The following is a 25,433-nucleotide window of genomic DNA, read 5'->3' on the forward strand; positions in this document are numbered from 1 at the left end:
CACCATGACGCTCGTCAAGGAAGCGCCCGTGCGCCCGGCGAAGAAGCGGTCCGCCGCTCCTGCCGCCGGGCGGCGCGGGCGGCGCCGCGAGAACATCGCCGGTTACCTCTTCATGTCGCCGTGGATCGCCGGGTTCCTGGTGCTCACGGCGGGGCCGATGATCGCGTCGCTCTACTACGCGTTCACCCGCTACAACCTCTTCACCCCGCCGGAGTGGGTGGGTCTCGACAACTTCACGACCATGTTCCAGGACCCGCGCTGGCAGAAGTCGGTCGAGGTCACCCTGAAGTACGTCGTCGTGGCCACCCCGCTCAAGCTGCTGCTGGCCCTCGGCGTGGCGCTGCTGCTCGCGCAGAAGCGGCGCGGACAGGGGTTGTACCGGGCCGCGTTCTACATGCCCTCGCTCATCGGCGCCAGCGTCTCCGTGGGCTTCGTGTGGCGGGCGCTGTTCTCGGACGACGCGATCGTGGACCGTACCCAGAAGGTCTTCGGACTCGACGTCGGCGGCTGGATCGGCAACCCGGACTACGTCCTCTACGCGCTGGTCGCGCTGAGCATCTGGCAGTTCGGTGCGCCGATGGTCATCTTCCTGGCCGGTCTCAAGCAGGTCCCGCAGGAGCTGTACGAGGCCGCCGAGATGGACGGCGCCGGACCACTGCGCCGGTTCTGGAACATCACCCTGCCGATGATTTCCCCCGTGCTGTTCTTCAACGTGCTGCTGGAGTCCATTCACGCGTTCCAGGTGTTCGGGTCCGCGTACGTCGTCTCCAACACCCAGTGCGGACCGGCCGACGCCACCCTCGTCTACACCTGTTACCTCTACCAGAAGGGCTTCAAGGAGGCCCAGATGGGCTTCGCCTCCGCGATGGCCTGGACGCTGGTGGTCGCGGTGGCGCTCGTCACGGCGGTCCTGTTCTGGTCGCAGAAGAAGTGGGTGCACTACGAGGAGGCCGCCAAGTGACCAGCGCCAGCAGTACTCCTGTCGTGCGTTCCGCGAGCAAGCGGCGGCGCACCGGGTCGATCGCCTGGCACGTCGGCGCGCTCGCCGTCCTCGCGGTCGTCCTGTACCCCGTGATCTGGGTGCTCGGTGCCTCGTTCAAGCCGAGCAAGGACATCATCGCCAGCATCGACCTGCTGCCGGCCAAGCCGGTCTGGGCGAACTTCTCGGGGCTCGCCGACGGTATCTCCGGCATCTCCATCAGCACGTTCTTCCTGAACTCGCTGACCTACGCCGGGCTCGCCGTCGTCGGTGTCGTGATCTCCAGCTCGCTGACCGCCTACGCCTTCGCCAAGATCGGGTTCGCCGGGCGGAACCTGCTGTTCACCCTGATGATCGGCACGCTGCTGCTGCCGTACCACGTGCTGCTCATCCCGCAGTACGTGATGTTCCGCAAGCTGGAACTCGTGGACACCATGGTGCCGCTCGTGGCGGGCAAGTTCCTGGCCACCGAGGCGTTCTTCGTCTTCCTCATGGTGCAGTTCATGCGCGGACTGCCGCGGGAGCTGGACGAGGCCGCCAGGCTCGACGGCTGCGGGCACTTCCGGACCTACTGGTCCGTCGTGCTGCCGCTGACCCGCCCGGCCCTCATCACCAGCGCCATCTTCACCTTCATCAACGCCTGGAACGACTTCATGGGGCCGTTGATCTATCTCAACACCCCCGACAAGTACACCGTCTCCCTCGGCCTGATGATGTTCCGCGACCAGGAGGGCATCTCCAACTACGGGAGCATGATCGCGATGTCGCTGGTGGCGCTCGTGCCGGTCATCGCCTTCTTCATGGCCTTCCAGCGGTATCTCATCGACGGCATGGCGACGTCCGGACTGAAGTGAGGCGGTCAGCATGGCGCAAGCACCGGTGAAGGCCCGCCGGCTGTCCTTCGGGGGCGAGCGGTTCGCCGTGTTCGCCGAGTGTCTGCTCACCGGAGTGTGGATCGCGGTGGCCTCGCTCGGGGTCGTCACCTACCCGGCGGCCTTCGCCGCCGGCGCCCGGCACCTTCGGCGTCGTACCGGCCACGAGGGCGGCGGCTTGGGGGAGTTCGTCGCGGACTTCCGTACGGCCCTGCGCGGCGGTTGGGCCGTCGGGCTCGCCGGGTGGGTGGTCGCCGCCGTGGTCTGGGTGGACGTCCTGGCCGCGCGGGCCGGGCTGCCGGGTGGACCGCTCGTCGGGGCCGTCGGCGTCTTCGCGCTGATCGGTGTCGTCGTGGCACTGCTGCGGGCCGCCGCCGTCTGGGCGCCCGGTGACAGCTGGCGGGCGTTGCTGGCCGATGCCGGGCGGCGGACCGTGCTCGATCCCGCCGGGTCCTTCCTGATCGTCTGCGGGCTGGGCGTGGTAGCCCTGTCCGCCACGTTCGTCGCCCCGCTGGCGGTCCCCGTCCTGGGAGCCGTCGCGGCGGCGGCCGTCGCCGTCGAGGAGCGGTACCGGCACCGCTGATGGGCGGGCGGTACCCCTGCGTCGCACAAGGTCGGTGCCCCGGGCGCCGCACCTCTCTCTGTCATGCCCCTGACCAGCCGCACAGTCGTACATGGAAAGGAATGACCATGTCTCCCATCCCCCGCAGGTCCCTCCTCAAGGCAGCCGCCGTCGCCGGCGCCGCCGCGCAGTTCAGCTGGGCGCTAGGAGCGAAGGACGCGCAGGCCGCGCCCAGAGCCGCCGGGGCCGACGACGCTCCGGTCGTCCTGGACTGGCTGGAGGACGGCGGACTCGGCGCCGCTCCCGGCTCCACCCTCGGCGTGCCCTGGCCCAAAGGCGTCCACCAGGAGGACCAGACCTTCGCGCTCACGGACGCCGACGGCAAGTCCGTGCCCGTGCAGTCCTGGCCGATCGCCTACTGGCCGGACGGCTCCCTCAAGTGGACCGCCCACGCGGTGAGTTCCGGCAGCGGCAAGCTCACCCTGTCCGCGGGCGAGGCCGCCGTCCCCGACAAGAAGGTCACCGTCGACACGAGCGGCGGCGCGATCACCGTCTCCACCGGTGTCATCACCGCAAAGATCGGCAAGTCCGGCGCCACGCTGATCAAGTCGGTCACCCGCGGCTCCACCGAGATCGCCAAGAACGGCAAGCTCGTCCTGATCCGCCAGCCCGAGATCGAGGACGAGGACCAGGGCACGGTCAAGACCGAGCGCTTCGACGGGGCCGTCTCCGACGTGACCGTCGAGCAGGCGGGCCCGGTCCGCGCGGTCGTCCGCATCGACGGCAAGCACCGCAGGGGCAACCGGAGTTGGCTGCCGTTCTCCATCCGCCTGTACTTCTACGCGGGCGCCGACTCCTTCCGCATGGTGCACACCCTCACCTTCGATGGCACCCAGGAACCGGGCAAGGCGAGCGGCGACTTCATCCGCGGCATCGGCGTCCGCTTCACCGTGCCGATGCGCGACCCGTCGTACGACCGCCACATCCGCATCGGCGGCGAGGGCACCGGTCTGCTGCGCGAGGCCGTCAAGGGCATCACGGGCCTGCGCCGCGACCCCGGGGCCGCCGTCCAGGCCGCCCAGTACGCGGGCGAGAGACTGCCCGACCCCGCCACCTGGGACCAGCGGGTGACGACGAGACTGCAGTACATCCCCGAGTGGGGCGACTACACCCTCTCCCAGCTCTCCGCCGACGGCTTCACCCTGCGCAAGCGGACGAAGAAGGGGCACGGCTGGATCGGCGCGGGCGGCGGCAAGCGGGCCTCCGGGTTCGGTTACGTCGGTGGCGTCAGCGGCGGATTCTCCTTCGGCCTGCGGGACTTCTGGGAGAAGTTCCCCGCCCAGCTCGACATCCGCGAGGCCCACACCGACGAGGCCGAGGTCACCCTCTGGCTCTGGTCGCCCGAGGCGCAGCCCATGGACCTGCGCTTCTACCACGACGGCATGGGCCAGGACACCTTCGCCGAACAGCTCGAAGGCCTCAACATCACCTACGAGGACTACGAGCCGGAGTTCGGCACGCCGTACGGCATCGCCCGCACCTCGGAACTGCTCTTCTGGGCCAACGAGTCGACTCCGTCGGCGGCAGCTCTTGCCCGGCAGGTCCAAGCCGTACGGGTGCTGCCGCAGCTCGCCGCGCCGCCCAAGCAGCTCATCAAGGCGAAGGTCTTCGGACCCGGCCTGTACTCCGAGCCCGACCGCTCCACGCCCGCCAAGGCGAAGATCGAGGACCACCTCGACTTCCTCTTCACCTACTACAAGGACCAGGTGGAGCAACGCCGTTGGTACGGCTTCTGGGACTACGGCGACATCATGCACACCTATGACACCGTCAGGCACCAGTGGCGGTACGACATCGGCGGCTACGCCTGGGACAACTCCGAGCTCTCGCCCGACCTCTGGCTGTGGTTCGCGTACCTCCGCTCCGGCCGTGCGGACATCTTCCGGTTCGCCGAGGCCATGACCCGGCACACCGGGGAGGTCGACGTCTACCACCTCGGACAGTGGGCCGGCCTCGGCACCCGGCACGGTGTGCAGCACTACGCCGACAGCGCCAAGCAGCAGCGCATCGCCAACACCACCTACCGGCGCTACTACTACTTCCTCACCGCGGACGAGCGGGTCGGCGACCTCATGCACGCCAACGTCGACTCCGACGAGACCTTCCTGGTCCTCGACCCCATCCGCAAGATCCGTACCGAGCCGTACACGCCCGACCGGCACGCGCTGTCGATCGGCTTCGGCACGGACTGGAGCGGGCTCGTGTCGGCGTGGCTGACCGAGTGGGAGCGCAAGGGACCGAAGTGGGAGAAGGCCAAGGCCCGCGTGCTGTCCACCATGGAGACGATCGGCGCCCAGCCGAACGGCTTCGTACAGGGGAGCGGACTCTACGACCTCGACACGGGCAGGTTCGCGGTCGCGTCGACGCCGGTGGTCGGGGTCTCGCACCTCTCCGCCGTGTTCGGCCTCAACGAGCTGTGCGCCGAACTCATCGACCTCGTCGACATGCCCTCCTTCAACGAGGCGTACTTCGACTACTGCCGCTACTTCAACGCCACCAAGGCCGAGCAGGCGGCGCGGTACGGGTCCAACTTCGGGACGCTGCTGCTGTTCCAGGGGCATTCGCGGCTCGACGCGTATGCGGCCGTCAAGACGGGGGACGAGAAGCTGGCCAAGCGGGCCTGGGAGAAGTTCTACAACTCCGACGGGTACAAGGAGTCGGCGCCTTGGAGGACGGAGGAGCTGAGCGGGCCGGTGACGTTGGTCGCGGGTGGTGAGGCGGCGTGGATCTCCACCAACGACACCGCTCTGTACGGGCTTGCCGCCATTGAGAACCTGGCGCTGCTAGGGGACAAGATGCCGTAAAGGTTCGTGGGGAACTGCGGACCGTTGTGGCTGGTCGCGCAGTTCCCCGCGCCCCTGAGGGGGTCAGCTCATCCTTCCCAGGAGGTTCCGCATTCTCCGGACATCCCTGATGCGGCGCTCGTACGTCGCTCCCAGGGCCAGGAGCAGCAGGCCCGCCAGTGCCGGGGGCACCCAGCGGGGGAGGGCGTCCGTCACCTGGACTATGTACGGGGCCAGTTCATGGAGGGCGTCCAGGGTCAGGACCGAGCCGCCGAGGACCAAGGGGGCCTGGAGGCTGTAGCCGCCGCCCAGCAGGGTGAGGGACAGGGCCGCCAGGCCCAGGAGCAGCGGGCGGGTCCAGTGCGGGTCGCCCCAGGCCATCACCAGGCTCGGCAGGAGCGTGGCGGCCAGGCCCGGGCCGTACGCCGTCCAGGACGAGGTCTCCGGGGCGCGCCGCCTGCGGAGGAAGCCGACGACCAGGGCCGGGATCGTGACCGGGAGCGTGTACGCCTCGGGGGTGCCGACCTGCCAGGCCGCCAGGCGCACCCAGGTGGCCAGGAGGAAGAGGGCGGCGGCCGCGTAGCCCACCGCGTGGCGGTCGGGGCGGAGTGCCGTGCCCGTGGCGATCACTCCGCACAGGGACAGGACCAGGGCCAGCATCGGCGGGTCGGTCGCGGCGAGGGTGAGGGCCAGGAGCGCGGCGCCGGCGCCGGTGACCTCCACCGCCGGCGTCGCCCGGGGCTCCTTGAGCCGTGCCGCCAGCAGGGCCGCGGACACCGGGACCGCCAGCACGAGCAGGGCCGTGTACTGCGGCTGCCAGTCCGCCGCCGCACCGGTCGCGCAGGCCAGCGTGGTGGCGTACGCGAGGGCCGCGGGGGCCGTGACGACCGTGAACCGCCAGGAGACCACCGCGAAGAACACCGTGAGGGCGCCGAGCGCGGTGAGGGTCGCCGACTGGGAGGCGAGGGCGGCGAAGCCCAGGTTCGCGGAGGTGGCGAGGGCGAGGACGGTCGCGGTCGGCTGACCGTAGGGCGACGCCAGGATCACGCCCGTCAGCGACCCCAGCACCAACAGGCCGAGCGTGTACGGCAGTTCGAGCACGGCGGGGAGGGTCAGCGCCGCCGCCCACGTCAGCACCAGCGCACCGGTCAGGGCTCGCGGACGCCAGTCGGAGTGCCGTACCGCCAGGGCCAGTACCGCCGCCACGGCCACCAGGACCAGCGGAGCCGTCGCCGCGTGCGGCGGCCAGGGGAGGTCCACCGTGACCGCCTCGCGCAGGTCCGCCGGCGCGCCCGACCAGGCGTGGGGCACCCACGCGACCGGCCCCAGCAGGGTCACCGCCACGACGGGCAGCGTCCACACCACGGCCAGCGCCTGCACGGCACCGGAGGCCGCGGCGAACCCGCGCCGCACCGTCTCCGGCAGCCCTTCCGGTCGCACCGCCGCCAACAGGGCGATGCCGCAGGCGAGATGGACCGGGACCGTCCAGGCGCCGGGAAGCGCGGAGCGCGCCATGCCACCGAGCGCGGCGACCAGCAGGAGGGCGGAGGCGACCGAGAGACCGAAGGCGTGAGCGGTGCTCTGGGACGCCGGGAGGTCGGTGGAGGGCGCGGTGCCCGGTGCGCTCGCGCCGCGCCACGCCACCGTCAGCGCGATCGTCGCGGCGAGGAGGAGGAGCGCCGCCGCACGGGCGGCGGCGCTCGGGCCGGTGGCCGTCCAGGACAGCGAACCGGCCGCCCATACGCCCGAGCCGCCCAGGCCGTACGCGCCGACGACGGCGAGCAGACGTACGGGTCCGGCGGTCGCTCGGAGCGCCACAACTGTGTCGAACGCGGCCGTCAGCAGCACGGCCGCCGTGACGCCGTAGGAGTCGGCGTCCAGCGCCAGCGCGCTGAAGAAGAGCGGCAGTTGGGCCGCCAGGAGGGCCGCGGGCAGCGGCAGACGCAGGTCCTTCAGGGGCGGCAGCAGGCCGTACGCCGCCCACAGTCCGGCCAGCAGCGCCGACGCGATCGCCGTGTAGGGCGCGCCCTCCGCCTGCGTGAAGACCGTCTCGTGCAGCGCGTACGCGTCGAGGACCGTCAGTGCCAGGCCCAGGCCCGCCACCGACTCGGCCGTCGAGCGCAGGCCGCGCTTCAGCAGGGCCGTCGGCGTGGCGAGCGCCGCCGCGGTGACCGCGCCGAGCACCAGGGCCCGCCCCGCGATCCCCAGGTCCCCCCAGTTGACCAGGGTGAACGCCGTCGCCGCGATGACCAGCAGAACACCGCCGAGCATCAGCAGCACGTTCTGCACCCGGGGCGCGGTGGCCTCGGGGCGGGCGGCCGGGGTGGACCGCGGCGGGGGAGGTACCGGTGTCTGGAGGGCGGTGACCAGCCAGGCGCGGCGCCGGAGCAACTGGGTCCGGCGGGCGTCGAGGTGGAACAGCTCCGCGTCCAGGAGCCGCAACTCCTCGGCCGGGGGCGGAAAGTGCGTCATGCCTTGGAGTGTGGTCGGGGTCACGTCGTACGGCATGAGTGCGCGTACTCAGAACATACTCAGATGCGGGCGGGCAGACTCTGTGCATGGACTGGAGCCATTACCGCTTCCACACCCGGTGGGCCCTGCCCGCGTCGCCCGCCACCGTCTACGACGTGCTGGAACAGGCCGAGGACTACCCCCGGTGGTGGCCCCAGGTCCGTGCCGTGGAACGGCTCGACGACACCACCGGCGTCATCACGATCCGGGCCACCCTGCCCTACGACCTCGTCTTCACCGCGAAGGAGGTGCGGCGCGACCGGGCCGGCGGGGTGCTGGAGATCGCCATGACCGGGGACCTGGAGGGCTGGGCGCGCTGGACGATCAGCGGGGACGGCGCGGGCACCCTCGCGGTGTACGACCAGGTCGTCGACGTGAACAAACCACTGCTGCGGCGCCTCGCCGTGCCGGGGCGGCCGGTGTTCCGGGCCAACCACCGGCTGATGATGCGGGCCGGACGCCGGGGCCTGACCGCCTACTTGGAAGCGGTTTGAAGGAAGGCCGCCGGGACCTGTATTGTTCAGTGCGTTCCCGGGCGATTAGCTCAGTGGGAGAGCGCTTCGTTCACACCGAAGAGGTCACTGGTTCGAACCCAGTATCGCCCACCGCGAGAAAGCCGGTCCGCAGCACGCGGACCGGCTTCTTTCATTGCCGCTTCTTTCATTGCCGCGCTGATCTTCAGGCGGCCGCCGCCGGCAGCTCCGGACGCAGTGGCCACGCCGGGTCCACCGCCTCCGGGGTGCCGCTGCGCGCGAACCACGCCTGCAGGCCCCGCGCCTGTGCCGCGTGCCAACCCGCCTGGAGGTGGTGCAGCTCGTTCGGGGACAGCCGCTCCAGCCGTGCCGCGAAGCGCCGCCCCACCGCTCGTACCACCTCCAGCGCGGCCAGCGCGTCCGCGCCCGCGTCGTGCGCGCCGTCCAGCGTGACCTCGTAGTGCGCGCACAGGTCGGTCAGCGTGCGGCGGCCCTTGCGGTAGCGGTCCAGATGCTTGTCCAGGACCCGCGGATCGAGGACCAGCAACGGCGACGACTCGAACCAGCGGTCCAGGGACGAGGCGCGATGGCGGCGCAACTCCCGGTCCAGCAGCGTCAGATCGAACGGCGCGTTCATCACCACCAACGGCCGCCCCGCGGACGCCTGTTCGCCCAGCTGTTCCGCTATCTCGTACATCACCGGCGCCGGCCAGCGGCCGTTGCGCTGCAGATGCTCCTCCGTCAGCCCGTGCACCGCCGTCGCGCCCTCGGGCACCGGCACACCCGGGTTCACCAGCCACCGGCTCACCCGCGGCCGGGTGCCCGGGGCGTCCTGGACGACGACGGCGGCCGACACGATCCGGTCGGTCTCCACGTCGACGCCCGTCGTCTCCGTGTCGAAGGCGGCCAGGGGCCCCTCGTACCAGCACGTCATACCTACACAACCCCTCGTTCACCCACGGCAGCTGACGCACCGTCTTCTGCCGCTTTGGTGATACCCGGGCTGTTTGCGCCGTACGCCGGGCGGACACAACAGGAATACCGGTCTTTGCAGTTCAGAGACCCGAGGTTCGGATTCACCGAGCGTGGAAGGCTGTTGGTCATGGCGATAGCGCAGCCCGAGCGGGGCGGGCTGCTGCCCGAACGTGCGGGCCCCCTTCGCGGCACACTCGCCACCACCGCCTGCATGGAAACCCTGCAGGTGGGCTATCTGCACGCCGTCGCCGCGGCGGCCGGCTGCTCGCTGTCGCAGCCGTTCCCCGACAACGGCATCGACTGGCACGTCAGCCACGGCTCGCCCGGGCACACCGTCGACGACGAGGTCACCATCAAGGTGCAGCTCAAGTGCACCTACCAGGTCGCGCCCAACCCGCCCGGCCGGTTCTTCTCCTTCACGCTCGACAACGACCATCTGCGCAAACTCGCGCGCACCCCCGTCTCGGTGCACAAGATCCTCGTGGTCATGCTCGTGCCGAGATCCCAGGACGACTGGCTGCGCGCCAGCCACGACCGCCTCGACCTCAGGCACTGCTGCTACTGGGTCAACCTCGCCGGGCACCCGATCACCGGACGGACCCGGACCACCGTACGGATACCGACCGCACGCATCTTCGACGACCGGGCACTGTGCGAGATCATGACGCGGGTCGGGACGGGAGGCAGACCATGAGGACGGGAGGCCGACCATGACCCACCGCCCCGTCGAGGAACCCCTGCGGCCGGTCCGGCCGCACCCCGTCGACGCCGCCGCCTGGAACCGCGCCCCCGCGCCCGACGACGTCGACCCCGCCGTCCTCAGCGCCCTGCTGCACCGGCACGGCTGGCAGCGCCGCGGCGGCGCCCCCGGACGCTACGGCCGCTGGACCCCACCGGGACCCGGCACCGGCGGCACCAGCCTGCTCGTCCCCGAGAGCCGCGCCTTCCCCGACAGCGACGACCTGCTCGGCGAGGCGCTCGTCGCCCTCGCCCGCAGCGGCACCCCCTCCGCGCGCGAGGTCCTCGTCGGCCTCGCCGTGCCCAGCGACGAGATCCGCTGGTGGCGGGACGTACCGACCGGCCCTGCGGGAGCAGCGTCCTGGGCGGTGGAAGAGCAGTTGCGCGCCGCCGCCCGGCAGACCCTCCTCGCCGGCGCGCTCGCCACCCGCGCGCGGGCCGGTTACTACGGTGCCCGGCATCGCCGCGCCGCTCTTTCCCTGCTGGAGAACGTCCTCGTCGGCGCCGCCACCGACGGCCGGCTCACCGCCTTCGCGCCCGTCGGCACCGGCCGCCCGCTCGCCGTACGCCTCCACCAGGCCCTGTGCGCGGCCCGCGAGGCCATCGACTACCAGCGGGCCACCGGCGGCATGGACGCCTTCGACGGGGCCGTGGAGGCGGGCGTCAGCCGCGAGCTCACCGAGGCCCTCATCGCGCTCGTGCGCGGTACCGAAGGCGCGCGCATCGCCGTGGACTGGGCACCGGCCGCGGGGGTGCCCGAGGGGTGCGCCGCTTCCGGGGAGCCCGTCGAGTTCTCGCCGGGCGACCTGCCCGTGCTGCGCGAGGCCGGGGCCCGCTATCTGCGCGAGGAGCCGTCCGTGCCGGTGCGGGTCACCGGGACGGTGGTGCGGATGCGCAGGTCGGGGCCGCGCGGCGAGGGCAGCGTACGGCTGCGGGTGATCGCCGGCGTCGAGGTGCCGCACATCCGGCTGACCCTGGACGAGGAGGCGTACCGCATCGCCGGGCACGCCCACCTCGTCGGGCTGCCGGTGCGGGTGCACGGGCGGCTGGAGAGCCGGGGCGGGTTCCGCCGGCTGACGGGCGCCTCCGGTGTCGTACCCGTGCAGGTGGACGAGGCGGAGCGGGACCGGCTGATGAAGTCGTTGCAGGAGAACCTGGACTTCTTCGAGGAGGCCTGCGGGGAGGCCTCGGCAGGGGACTGATTTCGCGGTCGGTGGGTGCGGGTCGGTACGATCCCCTATTGCGCGCGCTCACGGTATGGCGCTCGCATCCCCTTCAGTCAGGAGAGACCGGTGTCAGACGTCCGTGTGATCATCCAACGCGATTCCGAGCGGGAAGAGCGCACGGTGACGACGGGCACTACGGCCGCCGAGCTCTTCGCCGGCGAGCGCTCGATCATCGCCGCGCGGGTGGCCGGTGAGCTGAAGGACCTGGCGTACGAGGTCAAGGACGGCGAGACCGTCGAGGGCGTCGAGATCTCCTCCGAGGACGGCCTCAACATCCTGCGCCACTCCACCGCCCACGTCATGGCGCAGGCCGTGCAGGAGCTCTTCCCCGAGGCCAAGCTGGGCATCGGCCCGCCGGTCAAGGACGGCTTCTACTACGACTTCGACGTCGAGAAGCCGTTCACGCCCGAGGATCTCAAGGCCATCGAGAAGAAGATGCAGGAGATCCAGAAGCGCGGGCAGAAGTTCTCCCGCCGTGTCGTCACCGACGAGGCGGCCCGCGAGGAACTGGCCGACGAGCCGTACAAGCTGGAGCTGATCGGCCTCAAGGGCTCGGCTTCCAGCGACGACGGCGCGGACGTCGAGGTCGGCGCCGGTGAGCTGACGATCTACGACAACCTCGACGCCAAGACCGGCGACCTGTGCTGGAAGGACCTCTGCCGCGGTCCCCACCTGCCCTCCACCCGGAACATCCCGGCGTTCAAGCTGATGCGCAACGCGGCCGCCTACTGGCGCGGCAGCGAGAAGAACCCCATGCTCCAGCGCATCTACGGCACCGCCTGGCCGACCAAGGACGAGCTGAAGGGCTACCTCGACTTCCTCGCCGAGGCCGAGAAGCGCGACCACCGCAAGCTCGGCTCCGAGCTGGACCTCTTCTCGATCCCCGAGCAGATCGGCTCCGGCCTCGCCGTCTTCCACCCCAAGGGCGGCATCATCCGCCGGGTCATGGAGGACTACTCGCGCCGCCGCCACGAGGAGGAGGGCTACGAGTTCGTCTACACCCCGCACGCGACGAAGGGGAAGCTCTTCGAGACGTCCGGGCACCTGGACTGGTACGCCGACGGCATGTACCCGCCCATGCAGCTCGACGAGGGCGTGGACTACTACCTCAAGCCCATGAACTGCCCGATGCACAACCTGATCTTCGACGCGCGCGGCCGCTCGTACCGTGAACTGCCGCTGCGCCTCTTCGAGTTCGGGACCGTGTACCGGTACGAGAAGTCGGGCGTCGTGCACGGCCTGACCCGCGCGCGGGGCTTCACGCAGGACGACGCGCACATCTACTGCACCCGCGAGCAGATGTCGGAGGAGCTCGACAAGACGCTCACCTTCGTCCTCGGCCTGCTGCGGGACTACGGTCTGACCGACTTCTACCTGGAGCTGTCCACCAAGGACCCGGAGAAGTTCGTCGGCTCGGACGAGGTCTGGGAGGAGGCGACCGAGACGCTCCGCCAGGTCGCCGAGAAGCAGGGGCTGCCGCTGGTCCCGGACCCGGGCGGCGCCGCGTTCTACGGCCCGAAGATCTCCGTGCAGACCAAGGACGCAATCGGCCGCACCTGGCAGATGTCGACCATCCAGCTCGACTTCAACCTGCCCGAGCGCTTCGACCTGGAGTACACCGGCCCGGACGGCTCCAAGCAGCGTCCGGTCATGATCCACCGCGCGCTGTTCGGCTCCATCGAGCGGTTCTTCGCGGTGCTCCTGGAGCACTACGCGGGCGCCTTCCCGGCATGGCTGGCGCCGGTGCAGGCGATCGGCATCCCGATCGGTGACGCGCACGTCGAGTACCTGGAGAAGTTCGCCGCCGCCGCGAAGAAGCAGGGGCTGCGGGTCGAGGTGGACGCCTCCTCGGACCGGATGCAGAAGAAGATCCGCAACGCCCAGAAGCAGAAGGTGCCCTTCATGGTCATCGCGGGCGACGAGGACATGTCGGCGGGCTCGGTGTCCTTCCGCTACCGCGACGGCTCGCAGGAGAACGGCATCCCGTTCGACGAGGCCATCGCGAAGATCGCGAAGGTCGTCGAGGAGCGGGCGCAGGTCTGATCGTCCTGCGGTACGCGGAGGCCCTCGGGAGGCTCAGCTTCCCCGGGGCCTCTCGTCGTCCTCGCGCGAGAACACCTGGAGCAGCCAGGAGGCGAACGTGCCGGTCACCGCGCCCAGCAGGGCCAGTCCTACGGCCATGATCCCGACCGCGATGAGCCGCCCGACCGGGGTGACGGGGGTGACGTCGCCGTATCCCACGGTCGCGAGCGTGGCGCACGTCCACCACATGGCGTCCCCGAAGGTCCGCATGCTCGCCCCCGGCGCCCCGCGCTCCTGCTGGTAGACGGCGAGGGCACCGGCGAAGCCCAGCAGCACGGTCGAGATCCCGGCGTAGAAGATCACGCGCGCGTGCAGCGCGAGGCGGGGCTGGCCGTGCCGACGCTGGACCGCCTCGTACACCTTGACCACCCGCAGCGGGCGCAGCAGCGGCAGCACCAGCACGACCGTGTCCAGCCAGTGCGTCCGGACGAACCGCAGCCGCTGCCCGCTGAGCCGCCAGCGGACCGCGTAGTCGACCGCGAACAGCGCCCAGGCGGCCAGCAGCACGGCGAGGCAGAGGTCCTGCCAGACGCTCGCCAGGCCGTGCCACAGGACCTTGGTGGCGTACGCGGCGAGGAACAGCAGCGAGGCCACGGCGAGGGGGATCTCGGTGCGCTGCTCCCAGCGAACCTCGGGACGCGGCTCCGAGAGAGCTTCGGTTCGTGGCTCCGGGAGAGCTTGGGTGTGTGGTTCTGGGGGAGCGTCGGTACGTGGCGGCGGGGGAGCCTCGGGGTGCGGCTCCGCAGGAACCTCGGTTCCTGGCTCCGGGGGAGCCTGGGTGGTCGGCCGGGATGCCTCGGGGCGGGGGTCCCGGGGTGCTTCGGTGCGCGGCTCGTGGTCGGCCTCCGTGGGCGGTTCGCGGTCGGCTTCCGTGAGCGGCTCACTGCGGCTGGGCTCGGTGAGCGGGTCCCGGCCGGCCTTGGTGAGGGGGTCCCGGCCGGTCTCGGGGTGGGGCTCGGCGGGGGGCTGGTCGTGGTCCTTGCGGCTGTCGGCGTCCACCCGGCCAGCTTGGCCCGGGACGGCTTCGCCGCAACCCCGGCGACACGCCGCGAACGGGCGAAGCCATATGCTTCCCTGCATGACGAGTGAGCCGGAGCAGCAGTGGGGAGTGGGGACCCAGGACGCGTTCCAGCGTCTGTGGACGCCCCACCGGATGGCCTACATCCAGGGCGAGAACAAGCCGACCGGCCCGGGCGCCGACGACGGCTGTCCCTTCTGCTCCATCCCGGCCAAGTCCGACGAGGACGGTCTGATCGTCCGCCGCGGCGAGCAGGTGTACGCGGTGCTGAATCTGTACCCGTACAACGGCGGTCACCTGATGGTCGTGCCCTACCGGCACGTGGCCGACTACACCGACCTCACGGACGCGGAGACCGTCGAGCTGGCCGCGCTGACCAAGCAGGCGATGACGGCCCTGCGCACCGCGTCCGGCGCGCACGGCTTCAACATCGGCATGAACCAGGGCACGGTGGCGGGCGCCGGTATCGCCGCCCACCTGCACCAGCACATCGTGCCCCGCTGGGGCGGCGACACGAACTTCATGCCGGTCGTCGGCCACACGAAGGTGCTGCCGCAGCTGCTCGCCGACACCCGCAAGATGCTGGCGGACGCCTGGCCGGCGTCCGCGTAGCCCGTCACGCGTCGTAGAGGTCGGCCTTCTTGGGCGTCGGGTCCTGGATCGCGGTGCTGAGGAACGCCGACCTCGTGCCGAACTTCTCCGTGTCGACGCCGTTCTCCTCCAGGACCTTGATCGCCGCAGCGTGCACCACGCGGAGCACCGGCGTCGCGGCGCGCATGGCGTCGTCGGCCATGAAGCGGTGACGCCAGGGCTGATCGGCCCAGACGTGCCGCAGGCCGAACGGCTCGGGCAGGACGATGGTCCCGCCGAGCCAGTTCAGCAGGGGCGGGTACCAGGTCAGCGGGGCGCGCACGGCCAGTCGTACGACCTCGTTCGTGGGGACCAGCGGGAGGTTCACCGTGCGGTTCTCCCATGGCCTGAACGACCTCGGGACTTCCCTCGTCGGGGCCTCGGACTTGCCCGTGAACAGGGAGTTCACCGGGCCCAGCGCATGGCCGGTCACCTCGATGCGCAGCGTCTCGTGCAGCACGGTGACGGTGATCATCATCGTGATGATCAGCTGGCCGTCCCACAGTGTCCACTGCACGCCGAGGTAGTGCCGGTCGCCGCTGCCGAACTGCTGCTTGTTGCAGATGTCCTGTATCGAGTGCTGGCGGTGCTGGAACGCCTCGATGTCCGCCGACTGCTCGGTGCGGGTCACCGCCTTGGCGTTCTCGCCGATCGGCGAGACGATCCAGTGGCGTATGGACGCCTTCGGGAAGCCGCCGGTATTGATGGTGTTCCGCTCCAGCATCCGCAGCCGGGCCTCGATGTTGCGGATGACGTCCCAGCTGCGGAACGGGTGGATCTCCCGGGACGGGTCGGCCGGGGTGAGGTCCTCGGCGAGCTGCCAGCTGCCCCAGCGGGTGCCCATGCCGAGGATGCCCTTGGGGCCCGCGTAGAAGACGTGGTTGGACTGCTGCTCGGCGCTGAGGCGGGCGAGGGACTGGCGCTTCTGCTCGGCCTGGGTCTCGCCCGGGTTGCTCGGCACCGCCTCGGGGACCTGCGCGCCGACACTGCTGCCCGCGATCAGTCCGTCCCAGCGGGCGCGCAGGTCCTTCGCGGCGCTGTCGCAGATCTGCTTGGCCCAGAACCAGCCGATGACCGGCGCGACGACGCACGCGCGCGCGTACCAGCCCCAGAAGCCCGCGAAGGGCATCTTGATCAGGAAGAGGACGGCGAGGGCGCCGACGCCGACCAGGAGCGCGGTGGCCGCGGCGGAGGCGCGCTTGTTGGTGTTCTTGTCGATGGTGGTGCGGATCACGAACACCAGGAGCCACGTCAGCAGGCCGGGCAGGAACAGCACCCCGGTCAGCAGCATGACGGTCGACAGCCTGAGGTCCCGCGTGCGGCGCAGCCGGTAGGCGGCCAGGCAGTGGTCGACCACGACCTGGGGCTCGGTGCCGAAGGACTGGATGAGCGGCTTGCGGCCCTCGCCGATCATGCGGTCGATCACGGCCCGGGAGAACGCTTCACCGAGATTGGGTTTGAACAGGCCGCCGGCCCATGCTCGGCCGTCCTTGACCGTCGTCTTGTGCCATTCGTTGTCGGCCTTCGTGATGTCGTCGACCAGGTTGTCCCGGTACGCCGCCGAGGCCAGGGCGAAGGTCGCCGTCTGGCTCTCGTCCCCCGTGCGGGGCACCTGTGGTCCGAAGACGCTTTCGTAACCGGCATCAACGGTCATTCCCGCCCCCGATCGCCGCCATGGTCGCTCCTGCGGCCTTCCCGACTTGCTTGCTTCGCACACCTGTTGATCAGGTGATCAGCGTATCGGCAGCCACCGACATTCGTCGGCGGACGGCCGAAGCCGCCCGCCGACTCGGAGGGAAGCGTTCCGGACAGGTCGCTCGGAGCGTCCCGCAAAGGTCACTTGAAGCGTGCCCGGTACCAACTGCTAGGAATCGCGGGCGTCTTCACGGATCCTTTCCGCGATCTGCGGCGGCATCGGTTCGTGCCGCGCGTAGGAGCGGTTGAAGCGAGCCGTGCCGTGCGACAGGGAACGCAGGTCGACCGCGTACCGGCCGATCTCGATCTCCGGCACCTCGGCCTTGACGAGGGTGCGGTTGCCGCTGGTCTGCTCGGTGCCCAGCACCCGGCCGCGCCGCCCGGACAGGTCGCTCATCACGGCGCCCACGTAGTCGTCGCCGACCAGGATGCTCACCTCGGCCACCGGTTCCAGCAGATGGATCTTCGCGTCGGCCGCGGCCTCCCGCAGCGCCAGCGCGCCCGCCGTCTGGAAGGCGGCGTCGGAGGAGTCGACCGAGTGCGCCTTGCCGTCGAGCAGGGTGATCCGCACGTCGATGAGCGGGTAGCCGGCCGCAACTCCCTTGGCGGCCTGGGCCCTTACGCCCTTCTCGACCGACGGGATGAACTGCCGCGGCACCGCGCCGCCGACGACCTTGTCCACGAACTCGATGCCCGAGCCGCCCGGCAGCGGCTCCACCTCGATCTCGCAGATCGCGTACTGCCCGTGCCCACCGGACTGCTTCACATGCCGCCCGCGCCCGCCCGACTTGCCGGCGAACGTCTCCCGCAGGGAGACCTTGTGGGGTACGACGTCGACCTGGACGCCGTAGCGGCTGCGCAGCCGCTCCAGCGCGACGTCGGCGTGGGCCTCGCCGAGGCACCACAGCACCACCTGGTGGGTGTCCTGGTTCTGCTCCAGGCGCATGGTCGGGTCCTCGGCGACCAGCCGCGACAGCCCCTGCGAGAGCTTGTCCTCGTCCGCCTTGCTGTGCGCCTGGATGGCGAGCGGCAGCAGCGGGTCGGGCATCTGCCAGGGCTCCATCAGCAGCGGGTCGTCCTTGGCCGAGAGGGTGTCGCCGGTCTCCGCGCGGCTGAGCTTCGCCACGCACACCAGGTCGCCGGCGATGGCGTGCGTCACCGGGCGCTGCTGCTTGCCGAAGGGCGTGGACAGGGCGCCGACGCGTTCGTCGACGTCGTGGTCCTCGTGGCCGCGGTCGGCCAGCCCGTGCCCGGAGACGTGGACCGTCTCGTCGGGGCGCAGGGTGCCGGAGAAGACGCGGACCAGGGAGACCCGCCCCACGTAGGGGTCGGAGGACGTCTTGACGACCTCCGCGACCAGCGGGCCCTCGGTGTCGCAGGCCTTGATCTCGCGCGGCTTGCCGTCGATGGTCGTGACGCCGGGCGTGGGGTGCTCGAACGGCGTCGGGAAGCCGCGCGTGATCAGCTCCAGCACCTCGACCGTGCCGAGCCCCTGTTTGCCGCCGTCGGCGGCGGGAGCGGCGGCCAGCACCGGGTGGAACACCCCGCGCGCGACGGCCCGTTCGAGATCCTCGATCAGGGTCTTGACGTCGACCTGCTCACCGCCGAGATAGCGGTCCATGAGGGTCTCGTCCTCGCTCTCGGAGATGATCCCCTCGATCAGCCGGTTGCGGGCCTCCTCCAGCTCCGGGAGCTGGTCCTCGCCCGGTTCGGACTCCTTGCGCTCGCCGGAGGAGTAGTCGAACAGCTTCTGCGACAGCAGTCCGGTCAGACCGGTCACGGGCGCGTGCCCGTCGGGGCCCTCGGGGCCGCGCAGCGGCAGATAGAGCGGCAGCACGGCGTCGGGGTCGTCGCCGCCGAAGGCCTCCGCGCAGGTGCGGGTCATCTCCTCGAAGTCGGCGCGGGCGGCCTCCAGGTGTGTGATCACGATCGCGCGCGGCATGCCGACGGCCGCGCACTCCTCCCACACCATGCGGGTCGAGCCGTCCACGCCGTCCGAGGCGGAGACGACGAAAAGGGCCGCGTCCGCGGCTCGCAGACCGGCCCTGAGTTCCCCGACGAAGTCGGCGTATCCGGGGGTGTCCAGAAGATTGACCTTGATGCCGTCCCATTCGACCGGCACCAGGGAGAGCTGCACCGAACGATTCTGCCGGTGCTCGATCTCGTCGTAGTCGGAGACGGTGCCGCCGTCCTCCACACGGCCCGCCCGGTTCACCGCCCCCGCGGTCAGCGCGAGAGCTTCCACCAGTGTCGTCTTGCCCGATCCGGAGTGGCCGACCAGCACCACATTCCGTATGGACGCGGGGTGGTCGGCCGCTGTTGCCCTTCCGGCGGCTCCGGGGTGTGCGTTCGCCTTGTCGCCCATGGTCCTGCCTCCCGTGCACGGTGAGGTCACTGTGGGCGCGGACATGCGGATCCGCGTGCGATGGCGGCTCCGGTGACGCCCGCGGTCCTTCGAGCTTTCCACTCCCGTCACGGTGCGTCCATACAGCGGACGCGATCGCGCCGTTACCCGTACGCCACGGGGACGTGACACGGGGCTCGGGTGCCCGGCGGTCGCACACGCGCGCGCGTGGCTACGATGGGCCAGCCGGTGGCCAGCAGGGGCCGCGCGGCGACACCGACCCTCGGGAAGGCCATGCTGAACAAGTACGCGCGTGCATTCTTCACGCGTGTCCTCACACCGTTCGCCGCGTTTCTGATCCGCAGGGGCGTCAGCCCCGACACGGTGACCCTCCTCGGTACCGCAGGGGTGGTCGCGGGCGCGCTGGTCTTCTACCCCATGGGCGAGTTCTTCTGGGGCACGGTCGTGATCACGCTCTTCGTGTTCTCCGACCTCGTCGACGGCAACATGGCCCGCCAGCTCGGCCGCTCCAGCCGCTGGGGAGCCTTCCTGGACTCCACGCTCGACCGGGTGGCGGACGGCGCGATCTTCGGCGGCTTCGCCCTCTGGTACGCCGGTGGCGGCGACGACATCGCGCTGTGCGCCGTCTCGATCTTCTGCCTGGCGAGCGGCCAGGTGGTGTCGTACACCAAGGCCCGCGGTGAGGCGATCGGGCTGCCGGTCGCGGTGAACGGCCTCGTGGAGCGTGCCGAGCGTCTCGTCGTCTCCCTGGTCGCGGCCGGGTTCGCGGGTCTGCACAAGTTCGGCGTGCCAGGCATCCAGTACCTGCTGCCCGTCGCCCTGTGGATCGTCGCGGTCGGCAGTCTGGTGACGCTCATCCAGCGCGTGGTCACGGTCCGCCGTGAGGCGGCGGAGGCCGATGAGGCGGCGGCCGCGCAGGAGGCGGCGAAGTGAGCGCGCGGGACCGGTTGACCGACGCCCTGTACGGCCTCGGTTGGGGAGCGGTCAAGAAGCTCCCCGAGCCGGTCGCCGTGCGCCTCGGGCAGACCATCGCCGACCTCGCCTGGAAGAAGCGCGGCAAGGGCGTCCAGCGGCTGGAGAGCAACTACGCGCGCGTGGTGCCCGACGCGGGCCCCGAGCGGCTCGCCGAGCTGTCCCGCGCGGGCATGCGCTCGTACCTGCGCTACTGGATGGAGTCCTTCCGGCTGCCCGCGTGGAGCGCCGAGCGCGTCAAGACGGGCTTCGACCCCAAGGACGTGCACTACCTCACCGACGGCATCGCCTCCGACCGGGGCGTGATCCTCGCGCTGCCGCACATGGCCAACTGGGACCTCGCCGGCGCCTGGGTCACCACCAAGCTGGAGACGCCCTTCACGACCGTGGCCGAGCGCCTCAAGCCGGAGACGCTGTACGACCGTTTCGTCGCCTATCGCGAGGGCCTCGGCATGGAGGTCCTGCCGCACAGCGGCGGCACCGCCTTCGGCACCCTGGCCCGGCGGTTGCGCGACGGCGGCCTGGTCTGTCTGGTGGCCGAACGCGACCTGTCGTCGTCCGGCGTCGAGGTCCAGTTCTTCGGCGAGGCGACCCGCATCCCCGCCGGGCCCGCGCTGCTCGCCCAGCAGACGGGGGCGCTGCTGCTCCCCGTGACGCTCTGGTACGACGACTCGCCGGTGATGCAGGGCAGGGTGCATCCCCCGATCGAGGTGCCCGAGTCAGGTACGCGGGCGGAAAAGACGTCTGTCATGGCACAGGCGCTGGCCGATGCCTTCGCCTCGGGCATCGCCGACCATCCGGAGGACTGGCACATGCTGCAGCGGTTGTGGCTCAAGGATCTCGACCCCGGTAGGGCGCCCTCGTGAGGATCGGCATCGTCTGCCCGTACTCCTGGGACGTGCCGGGCGGCGTCCAGTTCCACATCCGTGATCTGGCCGAGTACTTCATCCGCCTCGGCCATGACGTCTCCGTCCTCGCGCCGGCCGACGACGACACCCCGCTGCCGCCGTACGTCGTCTCGGCGGGCCGTGCGGTGCCGGTGCCGTACAACGGCTCGGTGGCCCGGCTGAACTTCGGGTTCCTGTCGGCGGCACGGGTGCGGCGCTGGCTGCACGACGGCGAATTCGACGTCGTCCACATCCACGAGCCGTCCTCGCCGTCCCTCGGACTGCTGACCTGCTGGGCGGCACAGGGCCCGCTGGTCGCCACGTTCCACACCTCCAACCCGCGCTCCAAGGCGATGATCGCCGCGTACTCGATCCTCCAGGCCGCCCTGGAGAAGATCAGCGCGCGCATCGCGGTGAGCGAGTACGCCCGGCGCACGCTGGTGGAGCACCTTGGCGGCGACGCGGTCGTGATCCCCAACGGCGTCGACGTCGACTTCTTCGCCAAGGCCGAGCCCAAGCCCGAGTGGCAGGGCGACACCATCGGCTTCATCGGCCGCATCGACGAGCCCCGCAAGGGCCTGCCGGTGCTGATGAGGGCCCTGCCGAAGATCCTCGCCGAGCGGCCGCAGACCCGGCTGCTGGTGGCGGGGCGCGGTGACGAGGAGGAGGCGGTGGAGTCGCTCCCGGCGGAGCTGCGCTCGCGCGTCGAGTTCCTCGGCATGATCAGCGACGAGGACAAGGCGCGCTTCCTGCGCAGCGTCGACCTGTACATCGCCCCCAACACCGGCGGCGAGAGCTTCGGCATCATCCTGGTGGAGGCCATGTCCGCGGGCGCCCCGGTGCTCGCCTCCGACCTCGACGCCTTCGCCCAGGTCCTCGACCAGGGCGCGGCGGGCGAGCTCTTCACCAACGAGGACGCGGACGACCTCGCGGAAGCGGCCGTACGCCTCCTGTCGGACCCGGAACGGCTCGCGGAACTGCGCGAGCGCGGCAGCGCGCACGTACGGCGCTTCGACTGGTCGACGGTCGGGGCGGACATCCTGTCGGTCTACGAGACGGTCACGGCGGGCGCGGCGGCGGTGGCGGCGACGGACGACGACAGGGCCTCGGGACTGCGGGCGCGGTTGGGCTTGGCGCGGGACTGACGGGGCCGACGGGGCTGCGGGGTGGGCCTCTGGGCGGACCGGGGTCGGCGTGGACTTCGGGTGCGGCTGGGGGTGACGTGGGTCTCGGGCGCGATGGGGGCGCGGATCTCGGGCGTGGCCGGGGCGTGCGTGAGGATCGGGCGTGCCGGGGCCGACGTGGGCTTGGGGGCGCGGTCGGGGGGCGTGAGCATCGGGCGTGGCCGGCGTGGGCTTGGGGCGCGAGTGCATTGGTGGGGGCTTGGGGGCGTGGCTGGGGCGCGCGTGAGCATCGGGCGTGGCCGGGGTCGACGTGGGCCTGGGGCGGCGGCCGGGGGTGGCGTGGATTTCGGGCGCGACCGGGGCCGGCGTGAGCTTGAGGCGCGACCGGGGCCGGCGTGAGCTTGAGGCGCGGGCGGCGGTGGTGTGGCCGGGGTGGTGTGAGCCGAGGGGTGCGTAGGGCTGTGGGTGGGCGTCGGTAGTGTTGCCGCCCGTGACCGCAACCCTCATCTGGATCCTCGTCGCTCTCGTCGCGATCGGCCTCTACTTGAGCTGGACCGCAGGCCGGCTCGACCGTCTGCACGCCCGGATCGACGCCGCCCGCGCCGCGCTCGACGCGCAGTTGCTGCGCCGTGCGTCGGTGGCCCAGGAGCTCGCGACGTCCGGCGTTCTGGACCCCGCCGCGTCGATCGTCCTCTACGAGGCCGCCCATGCCGCCCGGCAGGCAGAGGAGGAGCAGCGGGAGGTCGCCGAGAGCGAGCTGAGCCAGGCGCTGCGGGCCGTGTTCGCGGAGACAGCGCAGGTGGAGACGGTGAAGGAGGCACCCGGGGGAGAGGCCGCGATCCACGAGCTGACCGAGGCGGTACGCCGGGTTCCGATGGCCCGGCGCTTCCACAACGACGCCGTGGGCGGGGCCCGTCGGCTGCGCGAGCACCGCAAGGTCCGCTGGTTCCGGCTGGCCGGTCACGCCCCGTTCCCCATGGCGTTCGAGATGGACGACGAGCCTCCGGCGGCCCTGGTGGACCGGGCCGGATAGCGGTTCCGGCCCCTCGCCGGCCGGAAAACGATCCACCGCCTGACTATTGGCCCTTGCTGTGGCCTGGTCCCTTCACGTTTCCTCGGTGCTGCAGAAATCCTCTTTTCACATCAGTGAGGTCAACCCGTGTCCAGCACCGAGAACCAGACCCCCGAGACCGGCACCGCGCGCGTGAAGCGCGGCATGGCCGAGCAGCTCAAGGGCGGCGTGATCATGGACGTCGTGACCCCGGAGCAGGCGAAGATCGCCGAGGACGCGGGCGCCGTCGCCGTCATGGCCCTGGAGCGGGTCCCGGCCGACATCCGCAAGGACGGCGGCGTGGCCCGGATGTCCGACCCGGACATGATCGAGGGCATCATCGACGCGGTCTCCATCCCCGTGATGGCCAAGTCCCGCATCGGCCACTTCGTCGAGGCCCAGGTCCTGCAGTCCCTCGGCGTCGACTACATCGACGAGTCCGAGGTCCTCACCCCGGCCGACGAGGTCAACCACTCCGACAAGTGGGCCTTCACGACCCCCTTCGTCTGCGGCGCCACCAACCTCGGTGAGGCCCTGCGCCGCATCGCCGAGGGCGCGGCCATGATCCGCTCCAAGGGCGAGGCCGGCACCGGCAACGTCGTCGAGGCCGTCCGCCACCTGCGCCAGATCAAGAACGAGATCGCCAAGCTGCGCGGCTTCGACAACAACGAGCTGTACGCCGCCGCCAAGGAGCTGCGCGCCCCGTACGAGCTCGTCAAGGAAGTCTCCGAGCTCGGCAAGCTCCCCGTGGTGCTGTTCTCCGCCGGCGGTGTCGCCACCCCCGCGGACGCCGCGCTCATGCGCCAGCTCGGCGCCGAGGGCGTCTTCGTCGGCTCCGGCATCTTCAAGTCCGGCGACCCGGCCAAGCGCGCCGCCGCCATCGTGAAGGCCACCACCTTCTACGACGACCCGAAGATCATCGCCGACGCGTCCCGCAACCTGGGCGAGGCCATGGTCGGCATCAACTGCGACACCCTCCCCGAGGCCGAGCGTTACGCGAACCGAGGCTGGTAATGACCGATCCCGTCATCGGAGTGCTCGCACTCCAGGGCGACGTACGGGAGCACCTGATCGCCCTGGCCGCGGCGGACGCCGTGGCCAGGCCGGTCCGGCGCCCCGAGGAACTCGCCGAGGTGGACGGCCTGGTCGTCCCCGGCGGTGAGTCCACCACCATCTCCAAGCTGGCCGTCCTGTTCGGCGTGATGGAGCCCCTCCGCGCGCGCGTGCGGGCCGGTATGCCCGTCTACGGCACCTGTGCGGGCATGATCATGCTCGCCGACAAGATCCTCGACCCGCGCTCGGGCCAGGAGACGATCGGCGGCATCGACATGATCGTGCGCCGCAACGCCTTCGGACGTCAGAACGAGTCCTTCGAGGCCGAGGTCGACGTGCGGGGCGTTCCGGGCCATCCTGTGGAGGGCGTCTTCATCCGCGCCCCGTGGGTGGAGTCCGTGGGCGCCGAGGTCGAGGTGCTCGCCGAGCACGACGGCCACATCGTCGCGGTCCGCCAGGGCGCCGCGCTCGCCACGTCGTTCCACCCCGAACTGACCGGCGACCACCGCGTGCACTCCCTGTTCGTCGACATGGTGCGCGCGAACCGCACGGCGGAGTCCTTGTAGGATCTCTGGCGTTCGTTATGTAGAGGGTTACGCGAAGGAGACAGGCAGATGTCCGGCCACTCTAAATGGGCTACGACGAAGCACAAGAAGGCCGTGATCGACGCCAAGCGCGGCAAGCTCTTCGCGAAGCTGATCAAGAACATCGAGGTCGCGGCGCGCATGGGCGGCGTCGACCTCGAGGGCAACCCGACGCTCTACGACGCCGTCCAGAAGGCCAAGAAGCAGTCGGTCCCGAACAAGAACATCGACTCCGCGATCAAGCGCGGCGGCGGTCTCGAGGCCGGCGGCGCCGACTACGAGACGATCATGTACGAGGGCTACGGCCCGAACGGCGTCGCGGTGCTCATCGAGTGCCTCACCGACAACCGCAACCGCGCCGCCTCCGACGTCCGTGTCGCCATGACCCGCAACGGCGGCTCCATGGCCGACCCGGGCTCGGTGTCGTACCTCTTCAACCGCAAGGGCGTCGTGATCGTCCCCAAGGGCGAGCTGTCCGAGGACGACGTCCTCGAGGTCGTCCTCGACGCGGGCGCCGAGGAGGTCAACGACCTCGGTGAGTCCTTCGAGGTGCTCAGCGAGGCCACCGACCTGGTCGCGGTCCGCACCGCCCTCCAGGACGCGGGCATCGACTACGACTCCGCCGAGGCCAACTTCGTCCCGACCATGCAGGTCGAGCTGGACGAGGAGGGTGCCAAGAAGATCTTCAAGCTGATCGACGCGCTGGAGGACAGCGACGACGTGCAGAACGTCTTCGCCAACTTCGACGTGAGCGACGAGGTCATGGAAAAGGTTGACGCCTGAGCCGACGCTC

At 70.7% G+C, this 25,433-nt stretch carries 21 protein-coding genes and 1 tRNA gene; 17 read left to right on the forward strand and 5 right to left on the reverse strand.

Features of this window, described 5'->3' with window-relative positions; translation table 11 throughout:
* Nucleotides 1-4: 4 nt before the first annotated feature.
* From ACFUO4_RS37340 to ACFUO4_RS37355, 4 genes are all read left to right on the forward strand, one after another.
* A complete protein-coding gene (locus tag ACFUO4_RS37340) occupies nucleotides 5-961 on the forward strand; it encodes a carbohydrate ABC transporter permease (RefSeq protein WP_383493300.1) in 957 nt (318 codons plus the stop codon).
* Complete coding sequence (locus tag ACFUO4_RS37345; RefSeq protein ID WP_383493303.1) at nucleotides 958-1,833, forward strand: carbohydrate ABC transporter permease; 876 nt, start codon at nucleotides 958-960, stop codon at nucleotides 1,831-1,833. The genes ACFUO4_RS37340 and ACFUO4_RS37345 overlap by 4 nt, the downstream gene beginning before the upstream one ends.
* 10 nt (nucleotides 1,834-1,843) lie before the next feature.
* Nucleotides 1,844-2,434, forward strand: coding sequence for a hypothetical protein (locus tag ACFUO4_RS37350; protein ID WP_383493306.1), 591 nt, complete (start codon nucleotides 1,844-1,846; stop codon nucleotides 2,432-2,434).
* Nucleotides 2,435-2,541: 107 nt separating this feature from the next.
* On the forward strand, nucleotides 2,542-5,277 hold the full coding sequence (locus ACFUO4_RS37355; RefSeq protein ID WP_383493309.1) for a Tat pathway signal sequence domain protein: 2,736 nt from the start codon (nucleotides 2,542-2,544) through the stop codon (nucleotides 5,275-5,277).
* 63 nt (nucleotides 5,278-5,340) lie between these two features.
* Here ACFUO4_RS37355 and ACFUO4_RS37360 read toward each other — a convergent pair whose 3' ends face one another.
* Nucleotides 5,341-7,728: an SCO7613 C-terminal domain-containing membrane protein gene (locus tag ACFUO4_RS37360; RefSeq protein WP_383493312.1), complete on the reverse strand. Its 2,388-nt coding sequence runs from the start codon at nucleotides 7,726-7,728 to the stop codon at nucleotides 5,341-5,343.
* Between the two features lie 86 nt (nucleotides 7,729-7,814).
* Here ACFUO4_RS37360 and ACFUO4_RS37365 point away from each other — a divergent pair, with 86 nt between their 5' ends.
* Both ACFUO4_RS37365 and ACFUO4_RS37370 read left to right on the forward strand, forming a co-directional pair.
* Nucleotides 7,815-8,261, forward strand: coding sequence for an SRPBCC family protein (locus ACFUO4_RS37365; RefSeq protein WP_383493314.1), 447 nt, complete (start codon nucleotides 7,815-7,817; stop codon nucleotides 8,259-8,261).
* A 39-nt stretch (nucleotides 8,262-8,300) separates the two neighbouring features.
* A tRNA-Val gene (locus tag ACFUO4_RS37370) sits at nucleotides 8,301-8,372 on the forward strand.
* A 73-nt stretch (nucleotides 8,373-8,445) separates the two neighbouring features.
* Here the strand turns inward: ACFUO4_RS37370 and ACFUO4_RS37375 are convergent.
* Complete coding sequence (locus ACFUO4_RS37375) at nucleotides 8,446-9,174, reverse strand: 3'-5' exonuclease (protein WP_383493317.1); 729 nt, start codon at nucleotides 9,172-9,174, stop codon at nucleotides 8,446-8,448.
* 168 nt (nucleotides 9,175-9,342) lie between these two features.
* Between ACFUO4_RS37375 and ACFUO4_RS37380 the strand changes: the two genes are divergently transcribed.
* The 3 genes from ACFUO4_RS37380 (at nucleotide 9,343) to thrS (ending at nucleotide 13,222) form a co-directional block, all read left to right on the forward strand.
* Nucleotides 9,343-9,909 carry a DUF4365 domain-containing protein gene (locus ACFUO4_RS37380; protein ID WP_383493320.1) on the forward strand — a complete coding sequence of 189 codons (567 nt, stop codon included), beginning with the start codon at nucleotides 9,343-9,345 and terminating at the stop codon, nucleotides 9,907-9,909.
* Nucleotides 9,910-9,925: 16 nt separating this feature from the next.
* On the forward strand, nucleotides 9,926-11,155 hold the full coding sequence (locus ACFUO4_RS37385; protein ID WP_383493323.1) for a hypothetical protein: 1,230 nt from the start codon (nucleotides 9,926-9,928) through the stop codon (nucleotides 11,153-11,155).
* Between the two features lie 90 nt (nucleotides 11,156-11,245).
* Nucleotides 11,246-13,222: a threonine--tRNA ligase gene (gene thrS, locus ACFUO4_RS37390; protein ID WP_079311299.1), complete on the forward strand. Its 1,977-nt coding sequence runs from the start codon at nucleotides 11,246-11,248 to the stop codon at nucleotides 13,220-13,222.
* Nucleotides 13,223-13,255: 33 nt separating this feature from the next.
* Here thrS and ACFUO4_RS37395 read toward each other — a convergent pair whose 3' ends face one another.
* Nucleotides 13,256-13,867 carry a potassium channel family protein gene (locus ACFUO4_RS37395; RefSeq protein WP_079311312.1) on the reverse strand — a complete coding sequence of 204 codons (612 nt, stop codon included), beginning with the start codon at nucleotides 13,865-13,867 and terminating at the stop codon, nucleotides 13,256-13,258.
* A gap of 460 nt (nucleotides 13,868-14,327) precedes the next feature.
* Between ACFUO4_RS37395 and ACFUO4_RS37400 the strand changes: the two genes are divergently transcribed.
* The gene (locus ACFUO4_RS37400) at nucleotides 14,328-14,891 is read left to right on the forward strand and encodes an HIT domain-containing protein (RefSeq protein ID WP_059196410.1); all 564 of its coding nucleotides are present in this window, start codon (nucleotides 14,328-14,330) and stop codon (nucleotides 14,889-14,891) included.
* Between the two features lie 4 nt (nucleotides 14,892-14,895).
* On the opposite strand, the gene ACFUO4_RS37405 is transcribed toward ACFUO4_RS37400, so the two are convergent.
* Nucleotides 14,896-16,563 carry a hypothetical protein gene (locus tag ACFUO4_RS37405; protein ID WP_079311300.1) on the reverse strand — a complete coding sequence of 556 codons (1,668 nt, stop codon included), beginning with the start codon at nucleotides 16,561-16,563 and terminating at the stop codon, nucleotides 14,896-14,898.
* A gap of 210 nt (nucleotides 16,564-16,773) precedes the next feature.
* Nucleotides 16,774-18,969 (reverse strand): elongation factor G-like protein EF-G2, encoded by a 2,196-nt coding sequence (locus ACFUO4_RS37410; RefSeq protein WP_383493327.1) that lies wholly within the window; start codon nucleotides 18,967-18,969, stop codon nucleotides 16,774-16,776.
* Between the two features lie 216 nt (nucleotides 18,970-19,185).
* Between ACFUO4_RS37410 and pgsA the strand changes: the two genes are divergently transcribed.
* From pgsA to ACFUO4_RS37445, 7 genes are all read left to right on the forward strand, one after another.
* The gene (gene pgsA / locus ACFUO4_RS37415; RefSeq protein ID WP_079311302.1) at nucleotides 19,186-19,902 is read left to right on the forward strand and encodes a phosphatidylinositol phosphate synthase; all 717 of its coding nucleotides are present in this window, start codon (nucleotides 19,186-19,188) and stop codon (nucleotides 19,900-19,902) included.
* On the forward strand, nucleotides 19,899-20,807 hold the full coding sequence (locus ACFUO4_RS37420; RefSeq protein ID WP_383493330.1) for a phosphatidylinositol mannoside acyltransferase: 909 nt from the start codon (nucleotides 19,899-19,901) through the stop codon (nucleotides 20,805-20,807). Before pgsA ends, ACFUO4_RS37420 begins: the two co-directional genes overlap by 4 nt.
* On the forward strand, nucleotides 20,804-21,973 hold the full coding sequence (locus ACFUO4_RS37425; RefSeq protein ID WP_383493333.1) for a glycosyltransferase family 4 protein: 1,170 nt from the start codon (nucleotides 20,804-20,806) through the stop codon (nucleotides 21,971-21,973). Before ACFUO4_RS37420 ends, ACFUO4_RS37425 begins: the two co-directional genes overlap by 4 nt.
* Nucleotides 21,974-22,442: 469 nt before the next feature.
* Complete coding sequence (locus tag ACFUO4_RS37430) at nucleotides 22,443-22,985, forward strand: hypothetical protein (RefSeq protein WP_079311313.1); 543 nt, start codon at nucleotides 22,443-22,445, stop codon at nucleotides 22,983-22,985.
* A 183-nt stretch (nucleotides 22,986-23,168) separates the two neighbouring features.
* Nucleotides 23,169-24,017, forward strand: coding sequence for a pyridoxal 5'-phosphate synthase lyase subunit PdxS (pdxS, locus tag ACFUO4_RS37435; protein ID WP_228048579.1), 849 nt, complete (start codon nucleotides 23,169-23,171; stop codon nucleotides 24,015-24,017).
* Nucleotides 24,017-24,622 (forward strand): pyridoxal 5'-phosphate synthase glutaminase subunit PdxT, encoded by a 606-nt coding sequence (gene pdxT / locus ACFUO4_RS37440; RefSeq protein WP_383493336.1) that lies wholly within the window; start codon nucleotides 24,017-24,019, stop codon nucleotides 24,620-24,622. Before pdxS ends, pdxT begins: the two co-directional genes overlap by 1 nt.
* A 48-nt stretch (nucleotides 24,623-24,670) precedes the next feature.
* Nucleotides 24,671-25,423, forward strand: a complete 753-nt coding sequence (locus ACFUO4_RS37445) for a YebC/PmpR family DNA-binding transcriptional regulator (RefSeq protein ID WP_079311305.1) — start codon at nucleotides 24,671-24,673, stop codon at nucleotides 25,421-25,423.
* Nucleotides 25,424-25,433: the final 10 nt, after the last annotated feature.

The sequence above is a fragment of the Streptomyces sp. NPDC057280 genome (assembly GCF_042668605.1).
Lineage (GTDB): Bacteria > Actinomycetota > Actinomycetes > Streptomycetales > Streptomycetaceae > Streptomyces.

Excerpts from the sequence above, each read along its gene's own strand:
- ACFUO4_RS37340 (WP_383493300.1), top strand. The coding sequence starts at position 5 with ATGACGCTCGTCAAGGAAGCGCCCGTGCGCCCGGCGAAGAAGCGGTCC.
- ACFUO4_RS37350 (WP_383493306.1), top strand. The coding sequence starts at position 1,844 with ATGGCGCAAGCACCGGTGAAGGCCCGCCGGCTGTCCTTCGGGGGCGAG.
- ACFUO4_RS37355 (WP_383493309.1), top strand. The coding sequence starts at position 2,542 with ATGTCTCCCATCCCCCGCAGGTCCCTCCTCAAGGCAGCCGCCGTCGCC.
- ACFUO4_RS37360 (WP_383493312.1), bottom strand. The coding sequence starts at position 7,728 with ATGACGCACTTTCCGCCCCCGGCCGAGGAGTTGCGGCTCCTGGACGCG.
- ACFUO4_RS37365 (WP_383493314.1), top strand. The coding sequence starts at position 7,815 with ATGGACTGGAGCCATTACCGCTTCCACACCCGGTGGGCCCTGCCCGCG.
- ACFUO4_RS37375 (WP_383493317.1), bottom strand. The coding sequence starts at position 9,174 with ATGACGTGCTGGTACGAGGGGCCCCTGGCCGCCTTCGACACGGAGACG.
- ACFUO4_RS37380 (WP_383493320.1), top strand. The coding sequence starts at position 9,343 with ATGGCGATAGCGCAGCCCGAGCGGGGCGGGCTGCTGCCCGAACGTGCG.
- ACFUO4_RS37385 (WP_383493323.1), top strand. The coding sequence starts at position 9,926 with ATGACCCACCGCCCCGTCGAGGAACCCCTGCGGCCGGTCCGGCCGCAC.
- ACFUO4_RS37400 (WP_059196410.1), top strand. The coding sequence starts at position 14,328 with ATGCTTCCCTGCATGACGAGTGAGCCGGAGCAGCAGTGGGGAGTGGGG.
- ACFUO4_RS37405 (WP_079311300.1), bottom strand. The coding sequence starts at position 16,563 with ATGACCGTTGATGCCGGTTACGAAAGCGTCTTCGGACCACAGGTGCCC.
- ACFUO4_RS37410 (WP_383493327.1), bottom strand. The coding sequence starts at position 18,969 with ATGGGCGACAAGGCGAACGCACACCCCGGAGCCGCCGGAAGGGCAACA.
- pgsA (WP_079311302.1), top strand. The coding sequence starts at position 19,186 with ATGGGCCAGCCGGTGGCCAGCAGGGGCCGCGCGGCGACACCGACCCTC.
- pdxS (WP_228048579.1), top strand. The coding sequence starts at position 23,169 with ATGGCCGAGCAGCTCAAGGGCGGCGTGATCATGGACGTCGTGACCCCG.
- pdxT (WP_383493336.1), top strand. The coding sequence starts at position 24,017 with ATGACCGATCCCGTCATCGGAGTGCTCGCACTCCAGGGCGACGTACGG.
- ACFUO4_RS37445 (WP_079311305.1), top strand. The coding sequence starts at position 24,671 with ATGTCCGGCCACTCTAAATGGGCTACGACGAAGCACAAGAAGGCCGTG.